The organism is Aureimonas phyllosphaerae (assembly GCF_047943035.1).
Taxonomy (GTDB): domain Bacteria; phylum Pseudomonadota; class Alphaproteobacteria; order Rhizobiales; family Rhizobiaceae; genus Aureimonas; species Aureimonas phyllosphaerae.
Map to the genome: position 1 here is coordinate 3,027,304 of NZ_CP181348.1, position 18,160 is coordinate 3,045,463.

An 18,160-nucleotide genomic window follows, 5' to 3' on the forward strand; every position below is an offset into this window, starting at 1 on the left:
GCGCTTCATGTTCGTTCGGAAATGGTGGGCGATACTGGGATTGAACCAGTGACCCCTGCAGTGTGAATGCAGTGCTCTCCCGCTGAGCTAATCGCCCGTCGCGCCGGGCGTTGCCGGCTGCGAACGAGACTGCCTATAGTCGCCCGAGCCGGCCTCGTCAATCCGCCAAACGGGGTCGATCAGCGGATCAACCGGTCGACCAGCGCGACGTCGATCTCGTCGAAATGCGAGACGACCGTCGTCGCCTTCTCCCGTGCGATCCGGTCGGCGTCATAGCCGAAGCCGAGGAGAATGGAGGGCAGGCCGAGCCGCTTGGCCGCCTCGATATCCGTATCCGTGTCGCCGATCATCACGGCGCAGTCGATCCGGCCGCCGGCCAGCGCGATCGTGCCGGACAGGTGGACCGGATCGGGCTTGCGGGCGATGAACGTGTCGGCGCCGCAGATGGCGGCGAACCGGTCGGCGAGGCGAAGCTCGCGCAGCAGCCGAATGGCCAGCGCCTCGGTCTTGTTGGTGCACACCGCGAGCGTCGCACCGGCGTCGGCCATGCGATCGAGCGTTGCGAGAGCACCCGGAAAGAGCGTCGAGGACACGGCGATATGGTCGCCGTAATAGGCGAGGAACCGTGCGGTCTGCTTGGTGAGTTCAGCATCGCCCAGCGGCCGGTCGGCCCGCATGTACGCGGCCGTCAGCATCGCCCTGGCACCGTGGCCGGCCTGCGGCCTGACGCTTTCCAGCGTCGTCGCGGAAAGACCGGCCGAGGCGAGGCAATGGTTCAGCGCGCCGGTCAGATCGGGCGCCGTGTCGACCAGCGTGCCGTCGAGGTCGAACACGACGGTCGCACCGTCCAGCGCCCGCTCGTGCTTCGCCGGAGTTCTGCGTGCCGGCGAGCCGGTGACCGGGCGGGCGAGGGGAACGGAACGGACAACACTCATCGAGTCGGACTTTGGGGACCTTCGGTGATCGGTCAAGCGAGCCAACGCTCCGGAGCGACATCGGACCCGCAGATCGGCGGATTTGCTGACGCTCTGAAACATTGGGGTCACAGGTTAAGCCTGGATTCACCAACAAAGAGTTGCATCGCCTCCGTGCCGTTCGGCTTTGACCTCGCGCGGCGATCGGTTAGAGCCGACCGATGCAGACGATCAGGAAGGCAGTCATGGACGCGGCATCGTTGAAGGAGAAGGTCGGGCAGGCGGCTGCGGCCGAGGTCGAGACCGGGATGCGCCTCGGCATCGGCACGGGCTCCACGGCGGAGGCCTTCGTACGCGCGCTCGCCGTCCGCGTGAAGGAGGGGCTGCGGATCGTCGGAGTGCCGACGTCCGAGCGAACCGCGGCGCTGTGCCGCGACCTTGGCATTCCCCTTGCAACGCTCGAAGAGATCCCCGAACTCGACCTGACGATCGACGGCGCGGACGAGATGGACCCTCAGCTTCGCCTCGTGAAAGGTGGTGGCGGCGCGCTCCTTCGCGAGAAGATCGTTGCGGCCGCCTCGGCCCGGATGCTGGTCATCGCCGACGCTTCGAAGAAGGTGGAGACGCTCGGCGCCTTTCCGCTACCCGTCGAGGTCAACGGCTTCGGCATCGTCGCCTCGCTGATCGCGATCGAAAAGGCCGGGCAGCTTCTCGGACTGACCGGCGACCTATCGCTTCGTAAGGTCGGCGAAAGCCCCTTCGTCACGGACGGGGGACACCTCATCGTGGACGCATCTTTTGGCCGTATTCCCGATCCAGAAGCGCTTTCGGCCGCCCTTCATGCGATTCCGGGCGTGGTTGAGCATGGGCTGTTCCTGGGGCTGGCGAGCGCGGCGATCCTGGCTGGACCGGACGGGATCGAACACGTCGCGCCGCGCTGACGGACCCTCGCGAAAGCCTGGCAGGGCTTGCGGCGCAATTCAGAGTTTGGCACTTGGGCCGCAATAGCCCCATCGAGATCAATGGAGTGGGAACTTGAAGCTTCCTAGCGAAACACTGCGTCGCGGACTGTGCGTGTCCGTCGCGCTGCTCGGCCTGTCCGTGGCTCCGGCCTTCGCACAGGACGCCAGCCCTTCGCACATCGCGGCTGCGCGTCAGGCTGTGGACGCTCTCGACACCACCGAGCAATTCGACCAGATCCTCCTGAACGCGGCGACGCAGATCAAGGCGGAGCTGATCGTCAATAATCCGAACCTCCAGTCCGAGATCTCGAACATGGTCGATGACGAGGCGCTGAAGCTCGCCCCTCGTCGCGGCGACCTCGAGAACGAGATCGCGCGCATCTATGCCAAGCTCTTCACCGAGCAGGAGCTGCGCGAGATCGCCGAGTTCTATCAGGGCGAAGCCGGCAAGAAGCTTTTGGCGCAGGGCCCCACCGCCTCGCGCGAGATGATGTCGGCGGCCGACGTCTGGGCAAGCGGCATCGTGCGCGATCTGCGCAACGCCTCGATCAACGGCGCGGCCAAGCTCGCTCCGCCGGCGCAGGCCACCTCGACGCAGTGACGGCTCGAGCCAAGGCCCTATAATCGAATGCAAGGGGCGGCCACGAGCCGCCCTTTTCCATGGAAACAGGAGCGATCATGGCGTCTGGCGGATACGATTTCGATCTTTTCGTGATCGGTGGAGGATCCGGCGGCGTCCGGGCCGCCCGGAAGACGGCAGCGCTCGGCCATAAGGTCGCGATCGCGGAAGAATATCGTTTCGGCGGCACCTGCGTCATCCGCGGCTGCGTTCCCAAGAAGCTGATGGTCTACGCCTCGCACTTCGCCGAGGACTTCGAGGACGCCAAGGGCTTCGGCTGGACCCTCGGTGAGCCGAGCTTCGACTGGTCCGAACTCATCGCCGCCAAGGACCGGGAGATCGAGCGCCTCGAGGCGATCTACGCCCGCAACGTCGAGAATGCCGGCGCGGAGATCCTGAAGTCTCGGGCCGTTCTCGAAAGCCCGCATGAGATCCGGCTTCTCGCCACCGACAAGGTCGTCACCGCCGAACGCATCGTTCTGGCTGCGGGCGGTCGCGCCAATCCCTTCCCGGGCCTTCCCGGCGCCGAGCACTGCATCACCTCGAACGAGGCGTTTCATTTGAAGCGCCTGCCGCAGAAGATCGTGATCCTCGGAGGTGGCTACATCGCCATCGAGTTCGCTCACATCTTCAACGGCCTCGGATCCGAAGTCACCCTGGTCTATCGCGGCCAGAGAGTGCTGCAGGGCTTCGACGACGACCTGCGCGACGCGCTACAAGCGTCGATGGTCGCCAAGGGCATCCGCGTCCTGACCGAGGAGACGATCGTGCAGGTCGACCAGAAGGCGGACGGCCGCTTTCAGGCCCACCTCAAGGGCGGCGGGCTTTTGGACGCGGACGAGGTGATGCTTGCGGTTGGGCGCATGCCGAACACGATCGATCTCGGTTGCGAGAAGGCCGGTGTCGAGCTCGACGAGAAGGGCGCGGTGAAGGTCGACGACTACTCGAAGACGACGGCCGACAATATCTGGGCGCTGGGCGACATCACCAATCGCGTCCAGCTGACGCCGGTGGCGATCCACGAGGCCATGTGCTTCGTCGACACCGTCTATCGCGATCGACCGACGAAGCCCGATCTCGACGACATTCCGACCGCCGTCTTCTCGCAGCCAGAGATCGGCACGGTCGGTCTGACCGAGGCGGAAGCGGCCAAGGCGTTCGACGAGGTGGAGGTCTACCGCACGACGTTCCGCCCGATGCGAAACACGGTGTCGGGCCGGCAGGACCGGACGCTGATGAAGCTTCTCGTCGACGGCGCGTCGCGCCGGGTCGTCGGGGCGCATCTCTTCGGTCCGGATTCGGCCGAGACGGTGCAGATCCTCGGCGTCTGCGTGAAGGGCCGCCTGACTAAGGATGTCTTCGACCGCACGATGGCGCTGCATCCGAGTGCAGCCGAAGAACTGGTGACTCTCTACGAGCCGAGCTATCGGCTTCGAAGCGGGCAGCGCGTCGATGGGTGAGCTGCCGCTCGGCGGCTCCGTTCATCCCGACGATCCGAACCTTGCTGCGCTCGCCGCGGAGGGGCGGATCGTCGCCTACTTCGGCTATGGCTCGCTGGTGAACCGGGCCACCCTGCGCACGAAATTTCTCGGCATCCGCCGGGCGAGCGTGACGGGCTGGCGACGCTTCTGGATGCCGCGCCGGACGCCCGAAGCGGCGCTTCTGTCCGTTCGTCCCACCGAGGGTTTCGAGACGCAGGGCGTCGTCGTCTACGACCTCGCCGACCATCTGCCCGCCGTGGACGAGCGCGAAGCTGGTTACATCAGGCGCGTCGTGATGCCCTCGCATGTCACGATCGAGGATGCGCCCGCACCCGACGTGCCGCTGTTCATCTACGAGGCATCGCCGGTGGAACCGGACGCGGCGGATGTCGGCGCCTTCATCCTGCAGTCCTATCTCGACGCCGTGTTGCAGGGTTTTCTCTCGCTCTACGGCGAGACCGGCGTCCGCCGGTTCGTCACGGAAACCGAAGGCTTCGCGACCCGGATCGTGGCGGACCGCGCGGCCCCGCGCTATCCGCGATCCGTCGTTCTCTCCGCCGGCGAAGCGGATCTGTTCGATCGTCTCGTGTGCGATCGGGGTGCACGGATCGTCGGCCCCGGTTGAACGGTCAACGTCAACCCTTTGGTGACAAACGGCCGGGTTCGTGTCAGTAAGCCGCCACCGATCGCTCTGGGTGCCTCCGTGCCCGCGAACATTCTGCCCGAACGAGAAACAGGAACCGGGCGCACGATCGGCTGAGGAGATGTCATGGCCAAGGATTGGACCCCGTCGAGCTGGCGCGCAAAGCCCATCGGGCAGGTGCCGGCGTATCCCGACCTCGCGGCGCTCGCGGAAACCGAGAAGCGTCTGGCCTCCTTTCCGCCGCTCGTCTTTGCAGGCGAGGCGCGCAAGCTGAAGAAGGCGCTGGCCGAAGTCGCCGAAGGGCGTTCCTTCCTGCTTCAGGGCGGCGACTGCGCCGAAAGCTTCGCCGAGCACGGCGCGGACAACATCCGCGACTTCTTCCGCGCGTTCCTCCAGATGGCCGTCGTGCTCACCTTCGCGGCGTCCTCGCCTGTGGTGAAGGTCGGCCGGATCGCCGGTCAGTTCGCCAAGCCCCGTTCGTCCGGCAACGAGACGAAGGGCGGCGTGACGCTGCCGTCCTACCGGGGCGACATCATCAACGGCATCGACTTCGACGAGGCCTCGCGCATCCCGTCGCCCGAGCGGCAGGAGATGGCGTACCGGCAGTCCGCCGCGACGCTGAACCTCCTTCGCGCCTTCGCGCAGGGTGGCTACGCCAACCTCGACAACGTCCATCAGTGGATGCTCGGCTTCGTGTCGGGCAGCCCGCAGGCGGAGCGCTATGGCCAACTCGCGGACCGCATCTCCGAGACGATGAACTTCATGCGCGCGATCGGCATCAATTCCGAGAGCCATCCATCGCTGCGCGAGACCGACTTCTTCACCAGTCACGAGGCCCTGCTTCTCGGCTACGAAGAGGCGCTGACGCGCGTCGATTCGACGAGCGGCGAGTGGTACGCGACCTCGGGCCACATGATCTGGATCGGCGATCGCACGCGTCAGCCGGACAACGCCCATGTCGAGTACTGCCGCGGCATCAAGAACCCGATCGGCCTGAAATGCGGCCCGTCGCTGTCGGCGGACGAACTCATCCGCCTCATCGACATCCTGAACCCGCAGAACGAGGCGGGGCGCCTGACGCTGATCACGCGCTTCGGTCACGACAAGGTCGCCGACCATCTGCCGCGCCTCATCCGCGCCGTGCAGAAGGAAGGCCGCAAGGTCGTCTGGTCGTGCGATCCGATGCACGGCAACACGATCACGGTGAACGACTACAAGACGCGGCCGTTCGATCGCATCCTGTCGGAGGTCGAGGCCTTCTTCGATGTGCATCGTGCCGAGGGCACGCATGCCGGCGGCATCCATATCGAGATGACCGGTAAGGACGTGACCGAGTGCACCGGCGGCGCGCGTCCGGTTCTCGCCGAGGATCTGTCGGATCGCTACCACACGCATTGCGACCCGCGCCTGAACGCCAACCAGGCGCTGGAGCTCGCCTTCCTGACCGCCGAGCGGATCAAGAAGGAGCAGGAAGCCTACCGGCCGCCGCAGGCCGTCGGCTTCTGAGACGGGTCGAGACGATTGCGCAATGAAAAGGGCCGGATGTGAAAGCATCCGGCCCTTTTCGATTGGAGGCGTGTGCGGCGTCTCAGTCCTTCGCCTTGCGATCACTCGGTCCCGAAAAGCGGGAGGCGACCGGCTCGAGGGTCTCGCCGGCCCCGTCCTCGCGGCCGCGAGAAAGGATCTTGTCGCGGATCACCGAGCCACCCTGCTGCCAGGCGAAGAAGAGCCCCAGCAGCACGAACAGGACGGCGAGACCGATCATCACCCCGTGCTCCATCTGCTCCAGCCACTGGAAGACCGAAGTGATGGAGTATCCGAAGACATAGCCGATCGTTGTGAACAGGCCGGCCCAGATGCCGGCGCCAATGAAGTTGAGCACGAGGAAGCGCGGGATCGTGATGGACGATAGGCCGAGCGCGATCAGCCCGGGCATCCGCAGCCCGTAGACATAGCGGTTCACGATCACGAAATAGGCCTGATACCGGTCGACGAGGCGCAGGGCCTTGGCGAACTTCGGCTTCTTCTTCCAGCGCACGACCCAGCGGCTGTCGGAAAAGTAGCGCGAGAACAGGAACACCGCGAGATCGCCGCAGAACGACCCGATGAAGGCAAGCGTGGCCATCAGTTCGATTGGATACGACCCGCGATAGGCGAGGAAACCGCCGATGATGGCGAAGACCTCACCTTCGAAGAACGTCCCGGCGAACACGATGCCAGGACCGAACCGGTCGATCAGAGAGAGGATTTCGTACACGCGGTCTCCGCAGGCGTCTTCGTCGTGCGAGGCATCTCCCTCGCGTCCTATGTCGGGCGGAATGCGCGATTTGCAATTGCGAGGCAAGCGTCAGACGCGCATCTCTCCGTTGCGTGAGGCGTTGTGACCTGCGGTCGCGGGCCTGCGTTGGCGGTCTTCGACACTCCCCGTCGTAATCGTGGGGTATGGGCCGGAAAGGACAGGGAACGATCTGCATGGAAACACCGGCCCCCACCGATCTTCTGGCGGCCGCCTTCGCGGTCGGCGTGCTGTTTCTCGTTCGATTCGTGCTGGCGCTGCGTCGCATTCGTCTCGAACTCGGCGCCCGGTGGCCGAGCGAACCGCAAGCTTGGCGAGGCGCTACGCGTCCGCTGGCGTTCGGCGAAGCGATGGAGCCGGACCGGCGGCATGCCATGCGGCAGCTCGGCGTCGGGATGGTCTGCCTCGCGCTGGCCGCGATTCTCGCTCTGTGGCTCGGCGGTGCCGCGCTCCTCGGTTGGCCGGTTCCGTTCGCGTCCGCATGATTGCAACGGGAACGCGCGACGTTTATCGCGGAATGCATGACCGTCTTCGTCCGTTTCGCCCCGTCCCCGACGGGCTATCTCCATATCGGCAACCTGCGTCCGGCGCTGTTCAACTGGCTGTTTGCGCAGCGTCACGGCGGCCAATTCCTCCTGCGATACGACGACACCGATCGCGAGCGCTCCAAGGCCGAATATGCCGAGGCGATCGCGGAGGACCTGGCATGGATCGGTATTCGCCCCGATGCGGTGGCCCGGCAGTGCGATCGCCTGTCGCACTATGATGCGGCGGCCGATCTCCTGCGTGACAGCGGCGCTCTCTACCCGTGTTACGAGACGGCCGAGGAACTCGAGCGCATGCGCAAGCGGCGCATGGGGCGCGGGTTGCCGCCGGTCTACGGTCGCGAGGCGCTGCGGCTGACGGCCGAGGATCGCTCGAGGCTCGAAGCCGAGGGCCTGCGGCCCCACTGGCGCTTCCGGTTGCCGAACTTCGCCAGCGACCCGCTGAAGCCGGAGCGGACGGACGTCCACTGGGACGACGTCGTTCGCGGCCGCCAGACGGTCGATCTCGCTTCGCTGTCCGATCCGGTGCTGATCCGCGAGGACGGAACCTACCTCTACACGTTCTGCTCAGTGGTCGACGACGGCGAAATGGGGATCACCCATGTCCTGCGGGGTGACGACCATGTCACCAACACGGGCGTTCAGATCGCGATCTTCGAGGCGCTCGGTCATGCCGTGCCCGCCTTCGGGCATTTCAACCTGCTGACCACGATCGACGGCGAGGGGCTCTCAAAGCGCACGGGCGCCCTGTCGCTTCGGTCGCTCCGCGACGACGGACTGGAGCCGATGGCTGTCGCGTCGCTCGCGGTGCTGACCGGCCTGTCTGGCTCGATCGAGGCGATGTCGGACCTGAAGGCTCTGGAGGCGCGCCTCGATTTCAATCACGTGTCGGCGTCGAGTTCGAAGTTCGACCCCGCCGAACTCCACCGCCTGAACGCCGAACTCGTCCACGCAATGCCTTATGCGGCAGTTTCGGATCGCTTGCGCGACCTCGGCGTGCCGGATGATCGGGCCGAGGCGTTCTGGATGGCGGTCCGTCGGAATTGCGAGCGCGTGCGAGACGCCGAGGCGTGGCGGGACATCGTGTTCGGTGCCGCGATCGAGAAGCCCCCTCTCAAGGAGGACGATCTGGCGTTCGCGCGCGAAGCCTTCGACCTCCTGCCTGAATGTCCGTGGGATGCCGGAACGTGGAAGCTGTGGACGGAGCGCTTGAAGGCGGCAACCGGCCGCAAGGGCCGCGCCTTGTTCATGCCGCTTCGACTGGCCCTGACCGGGCTGGAACACGGTCCGGAGCTCGCCGATCTCCTACCGTTGATCGGCCCCGAGCGAGCTGCTGGCCGGCGTCCCTGACGGACGCCGGCTGAAGGAGCGTCTTCAGCCCTTCGCTTCCTCGTCGCGCTGCAGCGCCTCGGCCACGGCGATCGCGGCCATATTGACGACGCCGCGCGAGGTGACGGACGGCGTCAGGATGTGGGCCGGCTTGGCGGTGCCAAGAAGGATCGGCCCGACATGCAGCGCGTCGGTCATGGTCTTCACGACGTTCATCGTGATGTTGGCCGCATCGAGCGTCGGGAACAGGAGGAGATTTGCGTCCTCGGTCAGCGTCGAGTTCGGCATGACACGCTGGCGCAGCTCGCGCGAGAGCGCCGTATCGCCGTGCATCTCGCCGTCGATCTCGAGGTCGGGCATCTGCTCGCGCACCAGAGCCAGCGCCGCGCGCAGCTTGCGGGCGTCCGCCGTGTCGGCCGTGCCGAAGTTCGAGTGCGACAGGAGCGCGGCACGCGGCTTGATGCGGAAGTGCTCGATCATTCGCGCCGAGAGCTGCGCGATCTCGGCAAGGTTTTCGGCCGTCGGGCTGTCCTGCACGTAGGTGTCGGCAAAGAAGGTGGTCGCGTTCTGCGAGATCAGGAGGCTGAGCCCTGAGAGGCGACCGACCCCCGGCGCCACGCCGATGATCTGCCGAATATCCCGGATCTGACGCGAGAACCGACCGGCGAGACCGCAGATCAGGATATCGGCGTCACCGCGCGAGACCGAGACCGCACCGATCACGGTCGTGTTGGTGCGCACCAGCGCGCGCGCCGTGTCCGGATTCACGCCCCGGCGGCCGACCTTCGAGAAGTAGTGATCGACGTAGTCGCGGTAGCGCGGATCGTCCTCGGGGTTCACGACCTCGAAATCCTGGTGCGGCCGGATGCGCAGTCCGAACCGCTGAAGCCGCGTTTCGATGACGCTCGGGCGCCCGATCAGGATGGGTCGGCAGACCTTGTCCTCGAGGAGCACCTGCGCCGCGCGAAGCACGCGCTCGTCCTCTCCGTCGGAGAAGATCACCCGCTTCTCGGAATTGCGGGCGAAGGCGAAGATCGGCTTCATCACGAGGCCGGAGCGGTAGACGAAGCGGTTGAGGCGATCGAGATAGGCATCCCAGTCCGCGATCGGACGCAGCGCGACGCCGGTCGTCTCGGCCGCGCGAGCCACCGCCGGGGCGATCTTCAGGATCAGTCGAGGATCGAAGGGCGAGGGGATCAGGTATTCCGGGCCGAAGACCGGGGTCTCGGAGCCGTAGGCCTTGGCCGCGACTTCCGACACTTCCTCGCGAGCGAGCGCCGCGATCGCGTCGACCGCGGCGATCTTCATCTCCTCGTTGATCGAGGTCGCGCCGCAGTCCAGCGCGCCGCGGAAGATGTAGGGGAAGCAGAGGACGTTGTTCACCTGGTTCGGAAAGTCCGAGCGCCCAGTGCAGATCATCGCATCCTTGCGGACGGCCCGCGCGAGGTCGGGCATGATCTCCGGTGTCGGGTTGGCCAACGCCATGATCAGCGGCTTCTCGGCCATCGATTCGAGAAGCTCGGGCTTGAGGACGCCGCCGGCCGACAGGCCGAGGAAGATATCGGCGCCTGCGATCACGTCGGTTAGCGTGCGCGCCTCGGTGTTCTTCGCATAGACCGCCATCCAGCGATCCATGCCCTTCTCGCGGCCTTCGTAGACGACGCCTTCCTTGTCGGTGCAGATGATGTTCTCGACCTTGGCGCCGAGGGAGACGAGTAGGTTCAGGCACGCGAGCGCAGCCGCTCCCGCGCCGGAGGTCACGATCCGGACGTCCTCAATCCGCTTGCCTGCGAGCAGCAGGGCGTTGCGCACCGCCGCCGAGACGATGATCGCCGTGCCGTGCTGATCGTCGTGGAAGACGGGAATGCCCATCTTCGCGCGAAGCTGCTCCTCAACCTCGAAGCACTCGGGCGCCTTGATGTCTTCTAGGTTGATGCCGCCGAAAGTCGGCTCCAGCGCCGAGACCACGTCGACCATGCGATCGATGCTGGTCGCGTCGATCTCGATGTCGAAGACATCGATGTCGGCGAACTTCTTGAAGAGGACGGCCTTGCCTTCCATCACCGGCTTGGAGGCGAGGGGGCCGATATTGCCGAGGCCCAGAACCGCCGAGCCGTTGGACACGACGGCCACGAGATTGGAACGGCTGGTGTAGTCCGCTGCCACCGACGGATCGTCCGCGATCGCGAGGCAGGGCGCGGCGACGCCCGGCGAGTAGGCCAGCGCCAGATCGCGCTGGTTGCCGAGCGGCTTGGTTGCGTGGACGCCGAGCTTACCGGGCTTGGGATGGCGGTGGTAGAAGAGCGCCTGCTCGTCCAGATCCCGCTTGGCGGATGTGTTTCTGGTTTCGTCGGCGCTCGACATGCTTGGCTCTCCAGTCTTTCGAATCGCGCCGACGCGCTGAGGCATGTCGGCAACGATGGGCTTCGATCGACTAATGCCAGCCGGACAGGTGGTAAACAACCTTCGACCCGAAGCCGCGCCGTCACATGGATGCAATGCAAACCGGCGATTTTGCCCGCATTGGCAATCGAAGGGGCCGAAGCCCATGACGCCGACGAGTCAGCCGGGCACGCACCGGCACTTCCGCACCCTCTTCATCTCCGACGTCCATCTCGGGTCCAAGGCGGCGCAGGCCGAGCAGCTCCTCGCCTTTCTTGCGGTCCACGACGCCGAGAAGATCTATCTGGTCGGCGACATCGTCGACGGCTGGCGCCTGAAGCGGGCGTGGCACTGGCCGCAGTCGCACAACGACGTGGTTCAGGCGTTCCTGCGCAAGGCACGCAAGGGCACGCAGATCGTCTACATTCCCGGCAACCACGACGAATTTCTGCGCGGGTTTCCCGGCCAGCACTTCGGCGGGATCGAGGTGCGGCTCACCGACGTCCACGAGACGGCGGACGGCCGCAAGCTTCTCGTCATGCACGGCGACGAGTTCGACGTCGTGGTCCGCAACGCGCGTCTCATCGCCTATCTCGGCGATTGGGCCTACGACGCGGCGATCGCGATCAACCTCGTGTTCAACCGGTTCCGCCGCCGTTTCGGCTTCGGCTATTGGTCCTTCTCGTCCTGGGCGAAGCTCAAGGTGAAGAACGCGGTGTCCTTCATCGGCGCGTTCGAGACGTTGCTCGCGGCGGAAGCCGACCGGATGGGCTGCGAGGGCGTGGTGTGCGGGCACATCCATCACCCGCAGATCGCGGAGCGTTCGGGCATCCTCTACGTCAACAGCGGCGACTGGGTCGAAAGCTGCTCCGCCATCGCCGAGCGGAACGATGGGACGCTCGAACTCCTGACTTGGACCGGCACGCAGATGCCGGTCCCCCAGATCGTGGAGAAGCCTGTGTTGGAGGATGCCCACGCACTGGAGCCAGCCCGCGCCGCCTGATGCCCGGCTAGCCCCAAAGCGCCGCTTGGGGGACGCCGACGGTCGAGCCGTCGTAGCGCAGGCCATCCGGCCGGTCCTCGGCCAGAAGCAGCGGTCCGTCGAGGTCGCAGAGTTCCGCATCCTGCGCCAGGAGAACCGCGGGCGCCATGCCGAGCGACGAGCCGACCATGCAACCGGCCATCACGCCGAACCCGAGCCGCCGCGCCTCCGCCAGGAACCGCAGCCCTTCGGTTAGGCCGCCGGTCTTGTCGAGCTTCAGGTTGACGTAGTCGTAGCGTCCGACGAGCGCGGCGAGGTCGTCGCTTCCGTGCACCGACTCGTCGGCGCACACCGGCACCGGGCGCGGCATCCGCGCGAGAATCTCGTCCTGACCGGCCGGCAACGGCTGCTCCACGACGAAGGCTCCGATCGAGGAAGCGACCAGCATGTGGTCGCGGATGGTCTCGGGGCGCCAGCCTTCGTTCGCATCGATGATGAGACGCGCTGCCGGGGCCGCCGCGCGGACGGCGCGCATGCGCTCGGCGTCGCCCTCCGGCCCGCCGACCTTCACCTTGAGGACGGTCCGGTTCGCGACGGCAGCGGTGGCCCGGTGCATTTCCTCGGGCGGGTCGAGCGAGATGGTGAAGGCGGTGTCGATCGGATGCGGCGTCCCGATGCCGAGGAGCCGGGCGACGCTGGTCCCCGCAGCCTTGGCTTCGAGGTCCCAGAGCGCGCAATCCACCGCGTTGCGGGCGGCACCCGCCGGCAGAAGCGATTGGAGCGCCGCGCGGTCGGCACCCGCTTCCAGCGTCGCGCGCACGCCCTCGATCGCGGTACACACCGTCTCGACGCTCTCGCCATAGCGCGCATAGGGAACGCACTCGCCGCGACCGCGAAAGCCGCCGGCCTCGAACGTGCAGGTGACCACCGCGGCTTCCGTTTTCGAGCCGCGCGCGATGGTGAAACGGCGCGCCAGCGGGAAGCGGTCCACTGTGACCGAAAGACGACGCATCGGCATATTTCCTTCGCAAAACTTAACGGGCATTGCATCGCACACGACGCAAGCTAACTCTGGCGTTAAGACCTTGAGCCGGCCCGAGCGGTGTTACGGCCTTTTTCTATACCGCCATCCCACGACCCGAGCGATCGCATGCTGGATACTCCGCACCCCGAAGGGGCTCCGAAGAAGGAAGGTCGCCCCGACGGCGCCTCGCCTTCGCTCGAGGCGGAGAAGGGCAAGGGCGGTGTCGTCCTCCATTTCTCCGGCGACTGGCTGGCTCGTACCATCGGTCATGTTGAAAGCGTCGTCGACGAGACGCGCAAGGCCGACCTCGGCAAGTCCGTAACCTTCGACCTATCGTCGGTCGGGCGCCTCGACACGTCAGGCGCGGTTCTGATGGAGCGTCTGCAGCGGGCCCTCGCCGAGAAGGGCGCCGAGGTGCGCTCCGAGGGGTTGGGCGACGCGGAGACGAAGCTGTTCGGCGCGGTGCGCAAGGCGATGGACACGCCTCGACCGGAGACCAAGACAAAGAAGACCTCGGCCATCGCGGATTTCTTCGCCGCGATCGGCGCCAATGTCTTCGCCGTCGGCCGCGAGACGATGATGGGCCTCAACATCGTCGGCGCTTCGCTCTACGGCGCCGGTCGGCGCATCACCGGCAAGCAGAGCTGGCGGCCCGCCGCCATCGTCAGCCAGATGGACCGCATGGGCGTGCGCGCTGTGCCCATCATCGCGCTGATGAGCTTCCTGATCGGCGCGGTGATCGCGCAGCAAGGCGCCTTCCAGCTCCGCAACTTCGGCGCCGAGATCTTCGTCGTCGATCTCGTCGGCATCCTGCAGCTGCGCGAGATCGGCGTACTCCTGACCGCGATCATGATCGCCGGTCGTTCGGGCAGCGCCATCACCGCCGAGATTGGCTCGATGCGCATGCGCGAAGAGGTCGACGCGTTGCAGGTGATCGGCCTCAACCCGATCGGCGTCCTCGTCTTTCCGCGCCTCGTGGCCCTGACGATCGTCCTGCCGCTCCTCGCCTTCATCGCCGACATCGCCGGCCTCCTCGGCGCCATCGTCGTCACCTGGATCTATTCCGGCATAACGCCCGATGCCTTCATCACGCGCATGCGCAGCGCGATCGACATCGGCACCGTCTTCGCCGGCCTGATCAAGGCGCCGTTCATGGCGATCGTGATCGGTGTCGTCGCCTCGCTCGAAGGGCTCAAAGTCGGCGGCAGCGCCGAAAGCCTCGGCCGCCACGTCACGGCTTCGGTCGTGAAATCCATCTTCCTGGTCATCCTTCTGGATGCCGTATTCGCGATCTTCTATGCCGCCATCGGATACTGACACCACGCCTCGCAACCGGGACGACGACGTCATCATCCGCGCCAAGGATGTGACGGTCCGCTTCGGCTCGAAGACGATTCTGGACGGCCTGTCGCTCGACGTGCGTCGCGGCGAGATCCTCGGCTTCGTCGGTGCCTCGGGCACCGGCAAGTCCGTGCTCCTGCGCACCATTCTCGGCCTCAACGCCAAGCAGTCGGGCACGATCGAGGTGTTCGGCGTCGACTACGAGCGCGCCGACGAAGCCGCGCGGCTGAGCGTCGAGCAGCGCTGGGGCGTCTTGTTTCAGCAGGGCGCCCTGTTCTCGTCGCTGACGGTGCTGGAGAATATCCAGGTTCCGATGCGCGAGTATCTCGACATCTCGCCCAAGCTCATGGACGAACTGGCACGGCTGAAGATCGATCTTGTGGGACTGGCCGCCGACGCCGCCGACAAGTACCCGTCCGAGCTCTCCGGCGGCATGATCAAGCGCGCTGCGCTGGCCCGCGCTCTCGCGCTCGACCCCGACATCGTCTTCCTCGACGAGCCGACATCGGGCCTCGATCCGATCGGCGCCGCCGACTTCGACGAACTCATCATGACGCTTCGCGACACGCTCGGGCTGACGGTCTACATGGTGACGCACGATCTCGACAGCCTGTTCCAGGCCTGCGACCGGATCGCGGTGCTCGGCAAGAAGAAGGTCCTTGTGGAAGGGCCGCTTCAGACCATGCTGGATTTCGACGACGACTGGGTGAAGTCGTACTTCCACGGCAAGCGGGCGCGATACGTCGTGCCCAAGGACGAGAATCCGTATTTCAGCGGGAACGAGTGATGGAAACCAGAGCCAACTACATCCTCGTCGGTGTGTTCACCGTCGCGGTGCTCCTGGCAAGCTTCGGCTTCGTCTACTGGTCCGCGAACGTGTCTGACCGCGACTCCCGCGTCCCGCTACTCGTGCGCATCGAAGGCTCCGTCTCCGGTCTTAGCCAGGGCAGCCAGGTCCTGTTTAACGGCCTCGCAGTCGGTTCGGTCACCAACCTGCGCATCGATCCGAACAATCCGCGCGTCGTAATCGCGACGACGCAGATCGATCGCACGACGCCGGTCACCACCTCGACCACCGCGACGATCGGCTTCCAGGGCCTCACCGGTATCGGGTTCATCGGACTTACGGGCGGTAACGTCAACGACCGCAACATCATCCAGTCGGCGCTGGAGCAGGGCGCGACGCCGGTCATCACCGCCAACCCGTCGGATGTGACCGACATCCTCGCCACCGCGCGCGACATCGCCGACCGCGCCAACAACATTCTCGGCCAGTTCGAGGACATCGTGCAGGCGATCGGTCCTGCCGTGCGCACGACGGCCGACAACGTCGCGCAGACGTCGACCAACGTCCGCACGTTCACCGACAGCCTCGCCGCCAACGCCGACCAGATCGACGACTTCCTTGCGAGTCTCGCCGACCTTTCGCGCAGCGCCAACAACGTCGCGGTGCAGCTTCCCGACCTCATGAGCCGCGCCAGCAACTTTATCGGCGCGCTCGACGTCGCGGCCGTCAACCAGTCGATCCAGAACGTTGCGGCGATTTCGCAGTCGCTGCGCGATCAGACCGGAAACTTCACGCGGGCGATCGAGTCCGTCTCCTCGGCGGTCGCCGGCTTTGGCTCGGTGGGCGACACGATCACCCAGAATCTTCCGAGCGTTCAGGCCTTCCTCCAGCGGCTCGGCCCGATCTCCGAGACCGCGACGAGCGTGGCGACGCGCCTCGACTCGACGCTCGCCGACGTCTCTCAGATCACCGCAGCCGTCAATCCAGATCAGGTGCGCTCGACGATCAACAGCGTCTCCGGCTTCACCGATGCGCTCAACGCCCAGTCCGGCCGCGTCGGTTCGGTCGTCGCTGGCGCCGACACGATGCTGCAGACCCTGAACGGTGCGCTGGAGGGTCTGAACGGTACCCGCGCCCGGATCGACACGCTTCTGTCGGCCGTCAGCGCCTCGACCATCAACCAGGCCGTCAACAACGTTTCGTCCGCGACCAACAACATCGCGGCGGCGGCCGACTCCGTGCGCGGCGTTGCCGACAACATCAATTCACGCCGCCAGGACATCAACGACATCATCACCAACGTCGAGGACACGAGCGCCGCGCTGAAGGTTGCGTCGAACCAGGTGCAGACGCTCATCAACTCGGTGAACGGCCTCGTGAACAGCCCGGACGGGCAGGGCCTGACCGCGGAGGCGAGGGCAACGCTGCAGAGCGTGCGCGCGACGGCCGAGACGATCCAGCGTTCGGTCGGACCGATCGCGGCGAATCTGCAGAATTTCACCGGGCAGGGGCTGCAGGACGCACGCAACCTCATCCGCGAGACGACGCAGGCGGTGTCGCGGATCGAGCGGGCCATCCTCGATCTCGCGAACAATCCGAGCCGCGTCATCTATGGCGGCGACGGATCGGGCGAGGTCCGCCAGTTCGACGGTCGCGTCCGGCGATAGGCGAGCTTCCTCGGCGGGCCGGGTGGCCAGCCGGCAACATACGTCGCGCGAAGCGCTGCCATCAGGCACTTCGCCACTTTGAAACCCGCGGGAAGCGCGCCAGCTTCGGCTTTCCGTCAGTACATGCGTCGAGGATCGAAATGGCACGAAACGCTGCGGCAAGATGGTCCGGCCTCATGGTGGCAGCGCTCGCGCTCTCGTCTTGCGCGTCCTTGAAGACCCCGCCCGCCACTTTCGAACTCTCGCCTCCCGGCCCGGCCTCGGTCGGGTCCGCTTCGACGCGGTCGCAAATCCTCCTGCCGGAGCCCACCGCAACCCAGACGTTGGACAGCCAGCGGATCGTCGTGAAGCCGACACCGCAGACCATCGAGAACCTTGCCGACAGTCAGTGGAGCGACCGCCTCCCGCGTCTCGTGCAACTGCGCCTCCTGCAGGCCTTCCAGAACACGGGCCGCATCGGCGCAGCCGGCGTGCCGGGACAGGGCCTCGCGATCGATTATCAGGTCGTCACCGAGCTTCGGCGTTTCGAGATCGCTTTCGAGCCCGGGGCCACGGCCGTCGTCGAGATTTCCGTGAAAGCCTTGAACGACCGAACGGGCGTCGTTCGCGGCACTCGTATCTTCCGCGCCGACGTGCCGGTCGCAAACGGCCAGCCCTCGGGCTACGTGTCCGCGCTGGATCAGGCTTTCGGCTCCGTGGCGGACGAGATCGTGGCATGGATGATCCGGCTCGTCTGAGCACGCTTTCCCAGCGAATTCATCAGCTTGAACAGCCCGCTTCGGCGGGCTTTTCTTTGGCCTTCGCTCACGCACACTCTGTCCGCGGAGGCTCATGCTATAGCCGAACCTGCCGACGGCTTTTTTGAAGGTTTGGTAAGAATTCGTCGGCCAGTTTAAACTGCGGACGTTCGCCGAACGCTCGCCTTTGCCTCGCACGTGGATGAAGATCGGGAGGCAGCGCTGACCACTGGCGTCTCGCAAACAAAACCGACCACACTCTGGAATGAGCCTGCGTTGTATCGGCGCTCGTTCGACCGGGTCGGATAGCCCGAGGGTCTGATGACGGATTTTCTCAAGGCATAACGAGGATGCGATGTCGTCGCATCGTGCGCGACGAGTGTGGACCCTGCAGAGCGAAAGCGCTTGGCCGCGCGACGGGCGTGGGAAGAGCAGGGCGGCCAGTCAAGGC

The 18,160-nt window shown here is 65.9% G+C and carries 17 protein-coding genes and 1 tRNA gene; 12 read left to right on the plus strand and 6 right to left on the minus strand.

Annotation, left to right across the window (positions count from 1 at the left end; translation table 11 throughout):
* Window positions 1-22 precede the first annotated feature (22 nt).
* Both ACLNGM_RS14340 and ACLNGM_RS14345 read right to left on the minus strand, forming a co-directional pair.
* Window positions 23-97: transfer RNA gene (locus ACLNGM_RS14340), tRNA-Val, on the minus strand.
* A gap of 82 nt (window positions 98-179) precedes the next feature.
* Complete coding sequence (locus ACLNGM_RS14345) at window positions 180-935, minus strand: HAD hydrolase-like protein (protein WP_416355439.1); 756 nt, start codon at window positions 933-935, stop codon at window positions 180-182.
* 224 nt (window positions 936-1,159) lie between these two features.
* Between ACLNGM_RS14345 and rpiA the strand changes: the two genes are divergently transcribed.
* The 5 genes from rpiA to ACLNGM_RS14370 all read left to right on the plus strand — a co-directional run bounded on the left by rpiA (window position 1,160) and on the right by ACLNGM_RS14370 (window position 6,125).
* Window positions 1,160-1,855: a ribose-5-phosphate isomerase RpiA gene (rpiA, locus tag ACLNGM_RS14350; RefSeq protein ID WP_090959730.1), complete on the plus strand. Its 696-nt coding sequence runs from the start codon at window positions 1,160-1,162 to the stop codon at window positions 1,853-1,855.
* A 94-nt stretch (window positions 1,856-1,949) separates the two neighbouring features.
* The gene (locus ACLNGM_RS14355) at window positions 1,950-2,477 is read left to right on the plus strand and encodes a DUF2059 domain-containing protein (RefSeq protein ID WP_055884374.1); all 528 of its coding nucleotides are present in this window, start codon (window positions 1,950-1,952) and stop codon (window positions 2,475-2,477) included.
* Between the two features lie 77 nt (window positions 2,478-2,554).
* The gene (gene gor / locus ACLNGM_RS14360; RefSeq protein WP_416355440.1) at window positions 2,555-3,955 is read left to right on the plus strand and encodes a glutathione-disulfide reductase; all 1,401 of its coding nucleotides are present in this window, start codon (window positions 2,555-2,557) and stop codon (window positions 3,953-3,955) included.
* Window positions 3,948-4,601, plus strand: a complete 654-nt coding sequence (locus tag ACLNGM_RS14365; RefSeq protein ID WP_416355441.1) for a gamma-glutamylcyclotransferase family protein — start codon at window positions 3,948-3,950, stop codon at window positions 4,599-4,601. The genes gor and ACLNGM_RS14365 overlap by 8 nt, the downstream gene beginning before the upstream one ends.
* 144 nt (window positions 4,602-4,745) lie before the next feature.
* Window positions 4,746-6,125, plus strand: coding sequence for a class II 3-deoxy-7-phosphoheptulonate synthase (locus ACLNGM_RS14370; RefSeq protein WP_416355442.1), 1,380 nt, complete (start codon window positions 4,746-4,748; stop codon window positions 6,123-6,125).
* Window positions 6,126-6,207: 82 nt separating this feature from the next.
* Here the strand turns inward: ACLNGM_RS14370 and ACLNGM_RS14375 are convergent, their stop codons facing one another.
* Window positions 6,208-6,876, minus strand: a complete 669-nt coding sequence (locus ACLNGM_RS14375) for a DedA family protein (RefSeq protein ID WP_416355443.1) — start codon at window positions 6,874-6,876, stop codon at window positions 6,208-6,210.
* A gap of 215 nt (window positions 6,877-7,091) precedes the next feature.
* Here ACLNGM_RS14375 and ACLNGM_RS14380 point away from each other — a divergent pair, with 215 nt between their 5' ends.
* Together ACLNGM_RS14380 and gltX are read left to right on the plus strand one after the other, a co-directional pair.
* Window positions 7,092-7,400 carry a hypothetical protein gene (locus tag ACLNGM_RS14380; RefSeq protein WP_416355444.1) on the plus strand — a complete coding sequence of 103 codons (309 nt, stop codon included), beginning with the start codon at window positions 7,092-7,094 and terminating at the stop codon, window positions 7,398-7,400.
* 36 nt (window positions 7,401-7,436) lie between these two features.
* Window positions 7,437-8,810 carry a glutamate--tRNA ligase gene (gene gltX, locus ACLNGM_RS14385; protein ID WP_416355445.1) on the plus strand — a complete coding sequence of 458 codons (1,374 nt, stop codon included), beginning with the start codon at window positions 7,437-7,439 and terminating at the stop codon, window positions 8,808-8,810.
* Window positions 8,811-8,834: 24 nt separating this feature from the next.
* On the opposite strand, the gene ACLNGM_RS14390 is transcribed toward gltX, so the two are convergent.
* Window positions 8,835-11,153 carry an NADP-dependent malic enzyme gene (locus ACLNGM_RS14390; protein ID WP_416355446.1) on the minus strand — a complete coding sequence of 773 codons (2,319 nt, stop codon included), beginning with the start codon at window positions 11,151-11,153 and terminating at the stop codon, window positions 8,835-8,837.
* A gap of 184 nt (window positions 11,154-11,337) precedes the next feature.
* Between ACLNGM_RS14390 and ACLNGM_RS14395 the strand changes: the two genes are divergently transcribed.
* On the plus strand, window positions 11,338-12,174 hold the full coding sequence (locus ACLNGM_RS14395) for a UDP-2,3-diacylglucosamine diphosphatase (RefSeq protein ID WP_416355447.1): 837 nt from the start codon (window positions 11,338-11,340) through the stop codon (window positions 12,172-12,174).
* A 7-nt stretch (window positions 12,175-12,181) separates the two neighbouring features.
* Here the strand turns inward: ACLNGM_RS14395 and dgcA are convergent, their stop codons facing one another.
* Complete coding sequence (gene dgcA, locus ACLNGM_RS14400; RefSeq protein WP_416355448.1) at window positions 12,182-13,171, minus strand: N-acetyl-D-Glu racemase DgcA; 990 nt, start codon at window positions 13,169-13,171, stop codon at window positions 12,182-12,184.
* A gap of 132 nt (window positions 13,172-13,303) precedes the next feature.
* Between dgcA and ACLNGM_RS14405 the strand changes: the two genes are divergently transcribed.
* Genes ACLNGM_RS14405 through ACLNGM_RS14415 form a run of 3 tightly spaced genes read left to right on the plus strand, consistent with a single transcriptional unit; the run spans window position 13,304 to window position 16,972 of the window.
* Complete coding sequence (locus ACLNGM_RS14405; RefSeq protein ID WP_416358453.1) at window positions 13,304-14,494, plus strand: MlaE family lipid ABC transporter permease subunit; 1,191 nt, start codon at window positions 13,304-13,306, stop codon at window positions 14,492-14,494.
* On the plus strand, window positions 14,475-15,305 hold the full coding sequence (locus ACLNGM_RS14410) for an ABC transporter ATP-binding protein (protein ID WP_055884406.1): 831 nt from the start codon (window positions 14,475-14,477) through the stop codon (window positions 15,303-15,305). Before ACLNGM_RS14405 ends, ACLNGM_RS14410 begins: the two co-directional genes overlap by 20 nt.
* Window positions 15,305-16,972 (plus strand): MlaD family protein, encoded by a 1,668-nt coding sequence (locus tag ACLNGM_RS14415; RefSeq protein ID WP_090959698.1) that lies wholly within the window; start codon window positions 15,305-15,307, stop codon window positions 16,970-16,972. The genes ACLNGM_RS14410 and ACLNGM_RS14415 overlap by 1 nt, the downstream gene beginning before the upstream one ends.
* A 61-nt stretch (window positions 16,973-17,033) precedes the next feature.
* Here the strand turns inward: ACLNGM_RS14415 and ACLNGM_RS14420 are convergent, their stop codons facing one another.
* Complete coding sequence (locus ACLNGM_RS14420; protein WP_416358544.1) at window positions 17,034-17,339, minus strand: hypothetical protein; 306 nt, start codon at window positions 17,337-17,339, stop codon at window positions 17,034-17,036.
* Here ACLNGM_RS14420 and ACLNGM_RS14425 point away from each other — a divergent pair.
* Window positions 17,263-17,709: an ABC-type transport auxiliary lipoprotein family protein gene (locus ACLNGM_RS14425; RefSeq protein ID WP_244545874.1), complete on the plus strand. Its 447-nt coding sequence runs from the start codon at window positions 17,263-17,265 to the stop codon at window positions 17,707-17,709. The genes ACLNGM_RS14420 and ACLNGM_RS14425 overlap by 77 nt on opposite strands.
* Window positions 17,710-18,160 lie beyond the last annotated feature (451 nt).